Source organism: Bacillus sp. JST-5 (genome assembly GCF_057747715.1).
This window is the reverse complement of the sequence record NZ_JBYLHW010000061.1, coordinates 1-14,620: the sequence shown is the minus strand read 5'-3', so window position 1 is coordinate 14,620 and position 14,620 is coordinate 1. Positions and strand designations below refer to the sequence as shown.

Here is a 14,620-nt window from a genome sequence, read left to right as displayed (position 1 = left end):
TTGCCTTTTTTAGAACTTTTGCGGTTTAGAATTTCCAATTCCTTTGATTTTGGTGCTTGACATATTACCGCAGGACTTATATATGATTCTATCTTAAATGAAAGCGTTTTCCATAGTATAATGGTTGTAAATATGTATTATTAGGCCAAAGGTAGGTGTGGTCATGTTACATAAAAAAACATACAATGCCAAAGAATTAAAAACGCCAAAAGGGATTTTAATCATCGAAGGACCGGTTCCGAAAAATATTTTACAGAATTATGATTTCCATCAAGATTTAGTTGCTTTTCGTCCACCTGAGCAACAGTTTAAAGCACTATTAGAAATTGCGAATCTACCTGAGGGACGAATTATTATTGCGAGATTCCGAAATACGATTGTTGGATATGTTACATTCTTATATCCCGATCCACTTGAACGTTGGTCTGAAGGAAACATGGAAAATTTAATCGAACTTGGAGCGATAGAAGTCATCCCAGAATTTAGAGGATGCTCCGTCGGCAAAAATTTATTGAAAGTTTCCATGATGGATGATGCGATGGAGGATTATATCATCATTACGACAGAATATTATTGGCACTGGGACTTAAAAGGCACGGGATTAAATGTATGGGAGTACCGAAAAATGATGGAAAAAATGATGGGGGCAGGGGGCTTACAATGGTTTGCAACAGATGACCCTGAAATCAGTTCACATCCAGCAAATTGTTTAATGGCTAGAATTGGTAAACGAGTCGATCAAGAATCTATACAAAAATTTGATTCACTCCGTTTCAAAAATCGCTTTATGTATTAAGGAACTATGAATGGGGGGAGAGAGTTGATCGTAGAAGAAATTATGAATCGACACGTTTTCACCTTAAAAGAGACAGACTCTGTCAAAAAAGCTATTTCTTTAATCAATGAACAAAAAATACGTCATATTCCTATTATTGATGAGTATGATCATTTGTTGGGAATCATCACGGACCGAGATATTAAAGAAGCATTACCTTCTTCCTTTCATTTGAACAATGAAGAACAGATTCTTTCAAAGCCCGTCAAAGAAATAATGAAGAAGGAGATCATCACCATTCACCCACTTGATTTTGTAGAGGAAGTTGCTGCATTATTTTATGAACATAAAATTGGTTGTCTTCCTGTAGTAAAAGAAAACAAATTAGTTGGAATCATTACGCAAACAGATGTTTTACGTACATTTGTTGAATTAACCGGTAGTCAACAGCCTAGTTCCCAAATCGAAATTAAAGTTCCTAATCGTACAGGCATGCTTTACGAAGTTGCTTCTATTTTTCGGGAGAAAAATATTAATATTCAAAGTGTTCTCGTTTATCCAGACAAACATAATGCTCAATATAAAATTTTAGTTTTTCGGATACAAACGATGAATCCTTTATCTGTTATTCAAACGTTAAAAGAGCGAAATTTCAACGTACTATGGCCTAACACGCCAGGGATTTCATCATGAAAGATCAACCAGCTTTTGTCTATTCTAATGAACTATTAACTTATCGATTTGGGAATCATCACCCGTTTAATCAATTTAGGCTTACCTTAACTATTGATCTATTAAAAAGCAGCCGAATATTAAACGATTCACAAATAATAAAACCGAGAAAAGCTACGGAAGAAGAAATAAGTCTATTCCATAACCAAAGATATATTGAGGCTGTAAAAGCAGCAGGAAATGGAGAGCTCTCTGAAATTCAAGCTGAAAACTTTGGACTTGGAACGGAAGATACACCAATTTTCCAAAATATGCATGAAGCTAGCTCATGGTTAGTTGGCGGAACGTTATCTGCCGTTGATTATGTGATGAACGGGAAAGGGAAACATGCGCTCCATTTAGGAGGAGGACTTCATCATGGTTTCCAAGGTAAGGCATCGGGATTTTGTATATATAATGATTGTGCCATTGCCATAAAATATATTCGTGAAAAATATAATGCCAGAGTCCTATACATAGATACAGATGCCCATCATGGAGATGGAGTCCAGTGGGCCTTTTATGACGATCCAAATGTATGTACTTTATCTATTCATGAAACGGGAAGATATTTATTTCCCGGGACAGGAAATGTTAATGAACGTGGAATCGGACAAGGGTTTGGTTATAGCTTTAATGTCCCACTAGACGCATTTACAGAAGATGAATCATTTTTGGAAGCATATAAACGGACGTCAACAGAAATTGCAGAATATTTTAAACCGGATATCATTTTGACTCAAAATGGCACGGATGCTCATTATTATGACCCACTTACTCACTTATCCTGTACAACAAAGATCTACCGGGAAATTCCTAAAGTCGCACATCAACTTGCACATCAATACTGTAACGGCAAATGGATAGCGGTCGGTGGAGGAGGATATGACATTTGGAGAGTTGTTCCTAGAGCATGGTCATTTATTTGGTTAGAAATGAATGAAAAAAATGATGACGTTTATGGAGAGTTACCAAAAGAATGGATCGATAAGTGGCAAAACAAAACGTCGTTACCACTTCCAAAAAATTGGGATGATGCAAAGGACATCTACCCACCTATTCCAAGAAAGCTTGAGATTGAAGAAAAAAACAGAAAAGTTGTTGATCAGTTATTAAGTTTTATCCATTCATAATTTTCATAATTAAAAGCTGTCCGAAGTTATGAACAGTCTATTAATATACCCCGCACCTGTTCATAAATGATTTCGGACAGCTTATGGAATGTCTGTTTCTTCAGAAATAATTATTTCTACTCGTCTGTTTTTCTGCCAATTTTCAGGACCATCATTAGGAGCAATCGGTCTAGTCTCGGCGTATCCTATCGCAACAAATCTTTCTGGTTCTATCCCAAATTCATCGATTAAGTACATAATTACACTACTAGCTCTTGCAGATGACAAATTCCAGTTCGAAGGATATTTTACAGTATTTATTGGTCGAGAATCCGTGTGACCTTCAACTTTTACAAGATTCGGTATATCTTTTAACAGTTCCCCTACTTGGTTGAGAAAAGGAAATGAACTTTCTAATAACACAGCTTCTCCAGTGTTGAATAAAATATGTTCAGGCAATACAAGAACAATTCCTCGCTCATTCCTCGTTGCTACAATCACATGATCTAACTTAAAATCTTTAATATATTGATTAATTTTTAGTAAGAGTTCATCTAACTGATCATTGCTATTACCATCCCTATTCCCTGATCCTTTTTGCTTTCCCTTCTCATCAATTAAATCATCTGATGAAGATGGATAGTCTAAAGGAATTGATGATGGATAAAAATCTAGAACATTTCTCTGTTTAAAAGATTCGGCAATCTCTTGGAATTTTTTTAAGTCTAGTTGAGACATTGAAAACAATAGAATAAAGAATACAAGAATTAGAGTGACTAAGTCAGAAAAGGTAATCATCCATAATGGAGCGCCTTTTTTATTATTTTGAGGAGATTTTTTTATTTTCATTTATTAACTGCCTCCTCACGCTCCATTTCTAGCAACTCTTTTTCCCGTCTTTCCTCTGATGATAGAAATGCAATTAATTTTTCCTCCAATAATTTAGGGTTTTGTCCTGATTGAACACCTATAATTCCCTCAATCATAACTTGCTTAACAAACACTTCCCGTTCCGTCTTTTGGGCAAGCTTTGATGCTAACGGCAAAAAAACTAAATTCGCAAGCATCGATCCATATAAGGTTGTTAAAAGTGCTAATGCCATATTTGGTCCTAATGTTGATGGATCATTTAAGTTATTCAACATTAACACTAAACCAATTAATGTCCCAATCATTCCCCATGATGGGGCATACTCTCCTGCTTTTTCTAATAAACTTCTGCCTTTTCGATGTCGCTCTTCCATTGCAGCAATTTCAGCATTCATTACATCTATAATGACTTCTTGCTCAACCCCATCAACTGCTAATAATATTCCTTTTTTCATAAATGGATCATCAAGCTCATCTATTTCAGTTTCCAAAGCTAAAAGTCCTTCTCTACGGGCACGATTAGATAGGTGAGTAAATGTATTAATTAATTCACCTAAATGATATTCATTTTTTTTAAATGCTTGTCGTATAACAGTCGCCAAGAGTTTCATATCTTTTAATGAAAAACTGACGAACATTGCTGCTATTACTCCGCCTAATACAATAAGGATTGATGATAAATCAATGAACTTTAAAAATGATTCAATACCTCTATTGGACGTAATTGACAATGAAATTACGATAATACCGAATAAAATACCAATTGGTGTCAATAAATCGAACTTTTTCATAGTCCCTCTCCCACATATGAATATGTCTTTTTCTTTTTATATCGACAAAAAACTCACTTTGTTGAGCTTCTTTTCTCAATTCGATGCGGGAGTGTAACAACGTGTTCATTCACTTCTTCTTTTTCCATTAGTTTTGTTAATAGCCTCATGGCTACAGCCCCAATATCATACAGTGGTTGAACGACAGATGTCAGTTGTGGACGAACCATCATAGCAAGTCTTGTATTATCCGAAGTGATGACTTCTAAATCATTTGGAATGTTGACTCCTTTATCTTGAGCACCATGAATGACCCCAAGTGCCATTTCATCAGAAGTAACGAAAATGGCTGTTGGTTTTTCATCCAATGATAATAAATACTCAATGGCTTCCATTCCAGAATCATACGTGTAGTCGCCTTCAAAAACATATTCTTCTTTAAATGGAATATTTGCATCCTTTAATGCTTTTTTATATCCGTTTAACTTCAAATCTCTATTAATAGGTTCGTGCATCGGCCCTATAACTAAAGCTATTTTTGTATGTCCGTTTTCAATAAAAGATTGAACAGCATCGAATGCTGCCTTTTCATAGTCAATATTGACAGATGGAATTGTACCTGTTTGTTCAATGGAACCTGCTAATACAATCGGTGAAGGCGATTTTTTAAACTCTTCAATAAGATTTTCCGTAATATTACCGCTCATAAATACAATTCCATCGACTTGTTTCCCAAGCATTGTATTAAGTAAGTGCAGCTCTTTCTCTTCATTTTGATCAGAGTTGCTTAAAATGATATTGTATTTATACATTGTAGCAATATCTTCAATTCCACGTGCGAGTTCGGCAAAGAAAATACTGGAAATATCAGGGATAATCACACCAACTGTTGTTGTTTTTTTACTAGCAAGACCTCTAGCTACCGCATTTGGACGATACCCTAAACGATTAATAACTTCCAAAACCTTTTTTCTTGTAGATGGCTTAACATTCGGGTTCCCATTAACTACACGTGAAACCGTTGCCATTGATACATTTGCTTCTCGAGCTACATCATAAATTGTTACGTTCATTCATACCACTCCTTAATTTATTACAATTTTACATACTCCGACATTTTGTATCTATATTTTATCAATTAATAAACAAAAAATATTTATAAGATTTGTGAATTATTAATATCTATCGCTTATATACCAATGAATTTATGTATAATAATACGATACCATTCATAAATCATCAACTTTATCAAGAAAAATAGGCACTCTATTTAGAGTACCTATAAATTTAACAGTGAAGAATTTGTCGGTAAAAACTTCGAAATTTCCGTATAAAACTCTTCGAATTGTTCCAAGTCCATTTGCTGTGCTGCATCTGAAAGGGCAATTGCAGGTGCAGGATGAACTTCAGCCATAATTCCATCCGCTCCAATGGCAAGTGCTGCTTTAGCTGCAGGTAGCAGCAAGTCACGTCTTCCTGTTGAGTGTGTAACATCGACTACTACTGGTAAATGTGTTTCTTTCTTTAAGACTGGGACAGCGGTAATGTCCAACGTATTGCGTGTCGCACGTTCAAAAGTTCTTATTCCTCTTTCGCATAAAATAATTTGATCATTTCCTTGAGACATAATATACTCTGCCGCATATAAAAACTCTTCAATGGTGGCTGATAATCCCCTTTTTAAAAGGACAGGTTTCTTCACAGATCCTACAGCTTTTAATAAGTCAAAGTTTTGCATATTTCGTGCACCAATTTGGATGATATCTAAGTATTCTAATGCATGGTCTATATCTGCGATGCTAACAATTTCACTAATTACCGCTAGTTGATATTCTTTTGCGATACGATGTAATATTTTTAACCCTTCAAGACCTAAGCCTTGGAAATCATATGGAGATGTCCGTGGCTTAAATGCCCCGCCTCTTAATATTTTAAGCCCTTTTTCCTTTAGAACTTTTGCGACAGCAGCCGTTTGTTCGTAAGATTCAACCGAACAAGGACCAAAAATCATTTGAGGTATTCCTGCACCGATTGTTATATCTTGAATATGAATAACCGTGTTTTCTGATTTCTTTTGCCTTGAAACTAATAAAGCTTTACTATAATGTTCTTTCTGTAATTCTAATCCGGCTTTAAAAATTTCTTTGAATAAATGTTCAATAGTTGAGTCTTCAAACGGGCCATAATTTTGTTCCAGTATATGATTTAACATTTCCCGTTCTCTTTCTGGGTCATATCTTAAAATTCCTTGTTTCTCTTTAACTTTTCCAATTTTTTGTACAATTCTTCCGCGTTCATTGATTAAATTTAATATTTGTATATTAATTTCGTCTATTTTTCTACGTAGCTCGTCCAATTCATTGTTGTTCATTAAATTTCATCCTTCCTCTATCCATTTGGTGAAAGGAACTTTGCAATTAGCGTCATTATACCGAAAAATCGCCAAAAAGTCACGAAATGTAGCGAAAAGTTTGCGAAAACATATGACAAGAATACGTATTAAAACGATAAAGAGACTAAGTCAAGCAAACTGTAATCGATTTTTCATCCGACATACGTTATAAAAACCCCACAAAACATGTTGTTCGTGGGGGAAAGTTTTCTTAATCATTTGTTACCATTACCGAATTCATCGATTTTGTATCTCTAAATTTGTGTGTCGTCATACTCATTTTCAACTTTTTTCATATTTTCTGCACTTGTTTTAACTTTTTGAATAAAATCTTGGGATTGCTCTTGTACAGCACGTGTCCATTGAGATGTTTTTTCTTTAGCAATATTGGCTATCTCACTTCCTCTTTGAAGCGCGATTTCTTTCATATATTCCGTCTTATCTCGAACATATTTAGTTTGCTCCAATAAATCTTCGCGAAGTTCTTTTCCTGATTTAGGAGCTAGTAGTAATGCCGTTAATGAGCCAACGATTCCTCCAACGAGAGCTCCGAGTAAAAAGTCTTTTGCATGAATTTGCTGATCATTATTTTTTTCATTGCCCATAAATAGCACTCCTTTTAATCGAACATACGTACATGCTCATTTTCATTTTCTTTATTTCTCTTTCTTTTCTTCATTTCATCCCATTTTTCCTTTATTTCAAAGGCTATTTGGCTCCATTGTAAAAGTTGAGTCATTTTCCCTTCATTTTTCTCAACCTTTTCAACAACAGAGTTGGTAGTTTTTTTCAACGAACGATTAAATTCATGAATCGTTTCCCCTACTCCTTTAACTGCAGTAACTACATGATTCAAACTTGAAGATTTTTGTTGAAGATCATCAGCAAGTTGATTTGTTTTATGTAATAGTTCTTCTGTCTCTTTAGATATACCTTCCAATTGCTTTTCCAACCCATTTAATGTCGTTGATACATCCTGCAATGTTTTATTAAATGTTTTTAACGTTTTTCCAATAAAAATTACTAACACAAGAAAGGAAATCGCAAAAATTAATGCACTTACATATAATATCCACTCCATGATTTTGCACCTCCGACCTGCTGTGCCAAAAATAGAAAACATTTATCTTCTACTTCGACATAATTTTTCCTTTATTACGTTATTATACATTTTTCATCCATGACATACCATAATTTATTGGAAAAGGTTACAATAAGATTAAAAAATGAAAAAGGGGAAAAACAATTTGAGAGATCCTAGAATAGAAAAACTGGCGAAAAATTTAATTCAATATTCTGTTAAATTAAAAAAAGGAGAAAAAGTATTAATTGAAAACTTTGGTCTTCAACGAGAACTTGTTATTGCATTAGTTAAAGAAGCCTACAATGCAGGTGGCTATCCATTTGTATCTATTAAAGATCAACAAGTAGATAGAGCCTTATTAATGGGAGCGAATGAAGAACAATTTGAAATGATGGCCGATTTTGAGGCAGAGGTAATGAAAAATATGGATGCCTATATCGGACTGCGCTCTGGAGATAACATTAATGAATTTTCCGATGTTCCTGATGATAAAATGAAAATCCAAGGAAAAACAATAGGAAAAAAAGTACATAGAGAAATACGCGTTCCGAAAACGAAATGGGTGGTTTTACGTTATCCAAACGCTTCAATGGCACAACTTGCTAAAATGAGCACAGAAGCATTTGAAGATTTTTATTTTAATGTTTGCAATTTAGATTATGCAAAAATGAGTGATGCCATGGATGCAATCGTCGATTTAATGAATCGAACAGATAAAGTAAGAATTACTGGTCCAGGAACAGATTTAACTTTTTCAATCAAAGATATTCCGGCCATTAAATGTGCTGGTGAATTTAATATTCCAGATGGGGAAGTATATACCGCACCTGTCAAGGATTCCGTCAATGGAGTGATTACATTTAACACCCCTTCTCCTTATCAAGGATTTACATTTGAAAATGTTACTTTGACATTTAAAGATGGGAAAATCATAGAAGCTAAAGCCAATGATACAGAGCGTATTAATAAAATATTTGATACAGATGAAGGTGCCCGTTATATTGGAGAATTTGCTATAGGTGTCAACCCATATATTTTACACCCTATGCAAGATATATTATTCGATGAAAAAATCGATGGAAGTTTTCATTTCACCCCAGGACAATGTTACGAAAATGCCTATAATGGAAACCATTCTACCATTCATTGGGACATGGTCATGATTCAAAGAGAAGATTACGGTGGAGGAGAAATATACTTTGATGATGTCCTTGTGAGAAAAAATGGTCGATTCGTTTTACCTGAATTAGAAAAACTGAACCCTGAACATTTAAAATAATGGATGAAATGAGGTATTATTTGGAAAACCCAGTCCAAATCAAAATCATTCATCGCTTTATCTTTACAATATGCTGATAAAAAAAGGTGCAAAATTTATGCACCTTTTTCTTCTTGTATCCATTTTTCATATGCTTCTTGAAATTTTTGAATATCCCCAGCACCCATAAATAAAATAACAGCATTTGGATGGGTATTTAATAAATAAGTATTGCTTTCATCTAAAATCGTTGAGTCTTCTATTTTCTTCTGCAAATCATGTATGGACAACTTACCGAAGTTTTCTCTTGCCGAACCGAATATATCGCATAAATATACTTTATTGGCAAGACGTAGACTTTCAGCAAATTCGTTTAAAAATGTTTGAGTTCTCGTAAATGTATGTGGTTGGAATACTGCTACAATTTCTCGATCTGGATATTTTTGCTTCGCTGCATCAATCGTCGCTTTTATTTCAGTTGGATGATGAGCATAATCATCAATCAAAATTTGGTTATTTACTATTTTTTCTGTAAAGCGTCGTTTAACCCCTTTGAACGTTTTTAACATCTCTTTCACGATTTCTGTATCCAAATTTTCATAATGACAAAGCGCAATAACAGCTAATGCATTTAAAACATTATGGTTACCAAATGTAGGAATTGAGAAACTTCCAAAATACGTATTTCGTACAAATACTTCAAAGTTTGTTCCGGTTGTTGTTTTTTCTATATTTCTTGCTTGAAAATCATTTTCTTCACCAAACCCGTAAAATAGCACCGGAACTTTTGCTTGGATTTTTTGCAGTTGCTCATCATCACCGTAAGCTATGATTCCTTTTTTGACCTGCCAAGCCATTTCTTGAAATGCAGCAAAAACATCGTCAATATTAGCAAAATAATCCGGGTGATCAAAATCAATGTTCGTCATAATAGCGTAATCAGGGAAGTATGAAAGAAAATGTCTTCTATATTCACATGCTTCAAAAACAAAGTATTCCGCGTCTTTTTCCCCTTTACCTGTACCATCACCGATTAAAAAAGCTGTAGGCTTGACTCCTGAAAAAACATGTGCAAGTAAACCTGTTGTTGATGTTTTTCCATGAGATCCTGTTACAGCAACACTGACAAAGTTTTTTATAAAATCTCCTAAAAATCGATGATAACGGATAACCGGTAAACCTAACTTCATTGCTTCCTGTATCTCTTCATGCGTATCAGGATAAGCATTTCCGGCAATAACGGTCATCCCAGGTTGGATGTTTTCTTTTTGAAAAGGGAATATAGGAATTCCAGCCCTTTCTAAAGCAATTTGTGTAAAAAAATGTTTTTCATAGTCAGACCCTTGAACTTTCATCCCCATATCATGGAGTATTTGGGCAAGAGCACTCATCCCTGAACCCTTGATCCCTACGAAATGATATATTGTCATAAAAAGAACCTCCAACAATCGTCTATGTAAAACAGTATATGAATAGGATAGTGAAATGCTCATTGTCAATGATTGTCATCATTTATACTGAAACATTATAGCATTTTTTTAAATGAAAGACCATTTCTTTCAAAACTATGTATGAATCCATTATGGCCGAATTTTTTGCCCATGCCAATTGAAAAAATTACCTGTGCAATAGAAAACTAGTAGGCAAGCATAAGAATATATGCCTGCCTAATCAATAGTGTATTAATTTTTTTCATTTCTATGCTATTCCATCTTTACAAAACGATATTTCATCTTAATATTTCCAATTCATCTTCAGAAATTAATACTTCACGCGGTTTGCTGCCTTTTGATTCGGAAATAATTCCTTGCATCTCCATCATTTCTATTAGTCTTGCTGCACGATTATACCCGATGCGAAACCTTCTCTGCAAGCTTGATGTAGATGCCATTTTTTGTGATACGACAAATTCACAAGCTTCATAGAATAAATCATCTTCTTCTTCAAGATAGTCCGCCTTTTTCAATAATTCCTCTTGTTTAAATAAATAATTCGGTTTTCCTTGTTGACGAACATGATTAACGACTGCATCTATTTCTTCATCTGTCACAAACGTTCCTTGTAATCTTTGAACTTTGGATACACCGTTGCCTAAAAAGAGCATATCCCCTTTTCCTAAAAGTTTTTCCGCTCCTCCTACATCAATAATTGTTCTAGAATCAACTTGTGATGATACGGAAAATGCAATTCTTGTCGGTACATTCGCTTTAATTAAACCTGTAATGACATCAACAGAAGGTCGTTGTGTTGCTAAGATTAAGTGAATTCCACATGCTCTAGCCTTTTGTGCGATTCGACAAATAGCTTCCTCGACATCCCCGGGAGCTACCATCATTAAATCTGCTAATTCATCAATAATAATAACGATATACGGTAAATGTTGACCAGAATGATGACGTTTGACTAGTTCATTATATTTTTGAATATCTCTTGTACCGGACTTTGCAAATAATTCATATCTTCTTTCCATTTCTTCTACTGCCCATTTTAATGAAGCGGTTGCTGCCTTTACATCCGTAATCACAGGGCTAACTAAATGCGGAATATCATTGTATGGAGCTAGTTCTACCATTTTTGGATCAATAAGCATTAGTTTTAACTCTTCAGGTGACGCCTTATAGAGAAGACTGATAATCATCGAATTGATGCAAACACTTTTCCCAGATCCAGTAGCTCCTGCAATTAGTCCATGTGGCATACTTTTTAAATCGGTTACAATTGGATTCCCAGAGATATCTAAACCTAAAACAACTGTTAAAGGAGATGTGTTTTGTTTAAATGCCTGACTATTGATAATTTCGCTTATAAAAACCGGCCGCCTTTTATGATTAGGTACTTCAATTCCAATTGTATGTTTCCCTGGAATTGGGGCTTCCATCCGAATATCTTTTGCAGCTAAACTAAGTTTTAAATCATCGCTTAAATTGGTAATTTTATTTACTTTTACTCCCGGTTCAGGGGAAATTTCAAATCTTGTAACTGATGGCCCTTGCGTTGCATGAACGACTCGAGCTTTGACATTAAAATTCTTTAATGTTTCATCTAATCGTTTTGTTTGTTGGTACATCCAATCTTTTTCAATAGTTTGTTGGACAGGAGGTTTTAACAGATGTATAGGAGGAAACATATACGATTGCATAGGTTTGTTCGATTGATCATCTTTTTTCAAATTTTGCTGATACGGAACATTTTCTTTTTTTATTTTGTTTTTATCACTACTTAACATGAGAACATTAAAAGGGATTGTATTTTCCTTTTTTTCCTCTGTTGTTTCAGTTTCACCCCTGATTTCTTCCTCGATTTCTTGTTCCATATGTACCAATGAATCATTAGATTCTTCCTCTTCCTCATTATGATGAACATTTGTCTCGTTTTCTCGTTGTTCATTCATTGGTAAGAGCTCTGGATCCTCCGTCCCCAAAAATTCAATAGTTTCATTGGATTCGTTTATGGATGTTTTATTTTCAAATGGTTTGGAATCTTCTTCTACATCCAATAACTGTCTTTTTCTCTGCTTTCTAGTAAAACCATATATGGGTGACGGTATATCTTCAAACTTATATGGCTTTTTTCTAGAACTTTCATTTTCTATATCTTTTTCTCCTTTTATATTTTGTTGTTCTCTTTGTCTTTTTCTACGTAATTCTCCGGTTGTTTTTTCAGAATCTAATTGAATGGGGAATCGAAAATTTCCTTTTGGATAATGATACGTTACCTTCGTTTGCATTTCTTTATTTATATTTTTGGAAACAAATGTATCATCAACGATCGACTTTTCCTCTTCTATACGTTCTTCTTGAAAAATTTTTAGTAGTTTTTTCAACCATTCCATTTTTGTCACTCTTTCTGCCAATACATTTTCCTCTTTCATTTTACCAATGAAATAAATAAAAATATATGTAGATTCATTGACTCCGTTAAAATAATACGAGGCTAAAAGGAAAAAACTGCACCCTTTTCATCTATTTTTTAAAGAAGAGTGCAGTTCTTTTTGTTAAAAGCGAAACGGTTCACCAATTTGATATTGGTCCCCTTCTAAAACAAGAATTCCTTTTTCTTGAGGGGCGTTTGGTAATTCAAGTTCTCTTGCAGAACATATCATTCCACTTGATGGAACACCTCTTAATTCAGCATGCTTAATGACTAAGCCGCTAGGCATAACCGCTCCGACTTTCGCGACCACTACTTTTTGACCTTCAGCAACATTCGGTGCACCACAAACGATTTGTAATATTTCATTGCCTACATCTACTTGGCAAACACTTAATTTATCTGCATTTGGATGCTTTTCTTTTTTTCTAACAAAGCCGACAACAAACTTTGGTGAAAGATCTGCTTCGATTTTATCTTGAAATCCATTTTCTTTTAGTACGTTATTTAGCGTATCAACGAAAGCATCATTTAATTCAATTGCATTATTTTCTGAGATTTGGAAGTAATTAGAAGCATGAAAAATATTATATCCAAGGGTTTCATTTGTCTTTTCATCATAAATTCTTACAACATTTCCTCTTCGTTCGTGAAGTTTGTCCCCCTCATGATCAAACTTTAAAGTTACTAGCAAAGTATCCCCAATTCCTTCTTTGTTGTAAAAAACGTTCATATATTTATTTCTCCTTTCTAGATGGTCGATTTTTCCCTAGAATAAAAATTGGTTCGAGTTCACCATTTTCATATAGAAACGATAGAGCCGTAATTGGCACTAATCCATTGGTGAAAAAGCTCATTGTCATTTGAGCAAGAATATCATAACCAGTTTCATTTTGGATATCTGCTACAATTAATACATCTTGGTGTGGGACTGCCACAGCAAGCGTACCTTTCTTCATTTCATCCATTTCTTTTAAGAAAGATTCATTCAAAATACGACTGGCATCATAACCATCATTCGAATTGATAAAATAAAAATCATTTCCAGCAACTGAATCTTTTTTATAATTTGTTGGTAATGAGCGAACATTGAATTTGGCAATTTCTCTAATTTGTTCAACATTCCAACCTTCACGCTCTACGAATGCTTCATCAATTAACCGATAAGTATTCCCTAAGTCCAATGCATAGTAAATTCTAGTTTCAGCCGTATGCTCATCATAAATAAATGAAACACCTTCACTTGTTTTCGTTGGAAAAGATGTAGAACGAATGACAGGAAAAATATTTTTTTCTCTTCCAGAAATGGAATGTTCTTGCCCCATCACTTGAAGAGCTTCTTCAACATAATAAACAACTTCATCAATAGCTTTTTCCTTATTAATTTCCCATTTTGCCAATATTTTTGAAAGTGACAATGTAATTCCTTTTTCCGTACTATTGCTTTCTACTCGTAAAGATTCATCATCACGATTATATTTAAACGTACGATCGTCGTTTTGTAAACGCTCCTCTAATAATTTTCTTAACTTTGGAATCGTCATTTTCATTATAATTCCTCCCTTCGGAGCTATCGAATTCCATTTTAGTGTATATTCCACTTTGATGCAAAAAAATCAATCGAGTAGGAGGGAGCGATTAACTCCCGTCCTCTCACACCACCGTACGTACGGTTCCGTATACGGCGGTTCAATTAAGATAATTGACGCAAGTCTTTATAACTTCCGTGAATAGCTGTTCTCTTTATGCCAGTGGTCACTCCACCCTCCAAGAGGTCT

Annotated in this window: 14 protein-coding genes; 4 read left to right on the top strand and 10 right to left on the bottom strand. The window is 34.4% G+C overall.

All coding sequences use genetic code 11. From position 1 onward, the window contains the following. Positions 1–163: 163 nt before the first annotated feature. From AC3ASS_RS11320 to AC3ASS_RS11310, 3 genes are read left to right on the top strand one after another with little or no spacing between them, the layout of a single operon-like run. The gene (locus AC3ASS_RS11320) at positions 164–796 is read left to right on the top strand and encodes a GNAT family N-acetyltransferase (RefSeq protein WP_488283638.1); all 633 of its coding nucleotides are present in this window, start codon (positions 164–166) and stop codon (positions 794–796) included. 24 nt (positions 797–820) lie between these two features. After that, on the top strand, positions 821–1,468 hold the full coding sequence (locus AC3ASS_RS11315) for an acetoin utilization AcuB family protein (RefSeq protein ID WP_488283637.1): 648 nt from the start codon (positions 821–823) through the stop codon (positions 1,466–1,468). Next, the gene (locus AC3ASS_RS11310) at positions 1,465–2,619 is read left to right on the top strand and encodes an acetoin utilization protein AcuC (RefSeq protein WP_488283636.1); all 1,155 of its coding nucleotides are present in this window, start codon (positions 1,465–1,467) and stop codon (positions 2,617–2,619) included. Before AC3ASS_RS11315 ends, AC3ASS_RS11310 begins: the two co-directional genes overlap by 4 nt. Positions 2,620–2,700: 81 nt before the next feature. Here the strand turns inward: AC3ASS_RS11310 and motS are convergent, their stop codons facing one another. From motS to AC3ASS_RS11280, 6 genes are all read right to left on the bottom strand, one after another. Continuing rightward, positions 2,701–3,447, bottom strand: a complete 747-nt coding sequence (gene motS, locus AC3ASS_RS11305; protein WP_488283635.1) for a flagellar motor protein MotS — start codon at positions 3,445–3,447, stop codon at positions 2,701–2,703. Beyond that, positions 3,444–4,259: a flagellar motor protein MotP gene (gene motP / locus AC3ASS_RS11300; protein ID WP_488283634.1), complete on the bottom strand. Its 816-nt coding sequence runs from the start codon at positions 4,257–4,259 to the stop codon at positions 3,444–3,446. The genes motS and motP overlap by 4 nt, the downstream gene beginning before the upstream one ends. Positions 4,260–4,312: 53 nt before the next feature. Further along, positions 4,313–5,311: a catabolite control protein A gene (gene ccpA / locus AC3ASS_RS11295; RefSeq protein ID WP_488283633.1), complete on the bottom strand. Its 999-nt coding sequence runs from the start codon at positions 5,309–5,311 to the stop codon at positions 4,313–4,315. 206 nt (positions 5,312–5,517) lie between these two features. Further along, entirely contained in the window at positions 5,518–6,609 is a 1,092-nt protein-coding gene (locus AC3ASS_RS11290; RefSeq protein WP_488283632.1) for a bifunctional 3-deoxy-7-phosphoheptulonate synthase/chorismate mutase, read from the bottom strand. A gap of 275 nt (positions 6,610–6,884) precedes the next feature. Beyond that, positions 6,885–7,235, bottom strand: a complete 351-nt coding sequence (locus AC3ASS_RS11285) for a YtxH domain-containing protein (protein WP_488283631.1) — start codon at positions 7,233–7,235, stop codon at positions 6,885–6,887. A gap of 14 nt (positions 7,236–7,249) precedes the next feature. Further along, positions 7,250–7,711: a DUF948 domain-containing protein gene (locus AC3ASS_RS11280; protein WP_488283630.1), complete on the bottom strand. Its 462-nt coding sequence runs from the start codon at positions 7,709–7,711 to the stop codon at positions 7,250–7,252. Between the two features lie 166 nt (positions 7,712–7,877). On the opposite strand from AC3ASS_RS11280, the gene AC3ASS_RS11275 reads away from it, so the two are divergent. Next, entirely contained in the window at positions 7,878–8,993 is a 1,116-nt protein-coding gene (locus tag AC3ASS_RS11275) for an aminopeptidase (protein WP_488283629.1), read from the top strand. Between the two features lie 95 nt (positions 8,994–9,088). On the opposite strand, the gene murC is transcribed toward AC3ASS_RS11275, so the two are convergent. The 4 genes from murC to AC3ASS_RS11255 form a co-directional block, all read right to left on the bottom strand. Beyond that, positions 9,089–10,402, bottom strand: a complete 1,314-nt coding sequence (murC, locus tag AC3ASS_RS11270; protein WP_488283628.1) for a UDP-N-acetylmuramate--L-alanine ligase — start codon at positions 10,400–10,402, stop codon at positions 9,089–9,091. A gap of 299 nt (positions 10,403–10,701) precedes the next feature. Next, positions 10,702–12,804, bottom strand: a complete 2,103-nt coding sequence (locus AC3ASS_RS11265; RefSeq protein ID WP_488283639.1) for a DNA translocase FtsK — start codon at positions 12,802–12,804, stop codon at positions 10,702–10,704. Between the two features lie 162 nt (positions 12,805–12,966). Next, positions 12,967–13,575, bottom strand: coding sequence for a YtpR family tRNA-binding protein (gene ytpR / locus AC3ASS_RS11260; RefSeq protein ID WP_488283627.1), 609 nt, complete (start codon positions 13,573–13,575; stop codon positions 12,967–12,969). A 4-nt stretch (positions 13,576–13,579) separates the two neighbouring features. Then, positions 13,580–14,392, bottom strand: coding sequence for a DUF1444 domain-containing protein (locus AC3ASS_RS11255; RefSeq protein WP_488283626.1), 813 nt, complete (start codon positions 14,390–14,392; stop codon positions 13,580–13,582). Between the last annotated feature and the right edge of the window lie 228 nt (positions 14,393–14,620).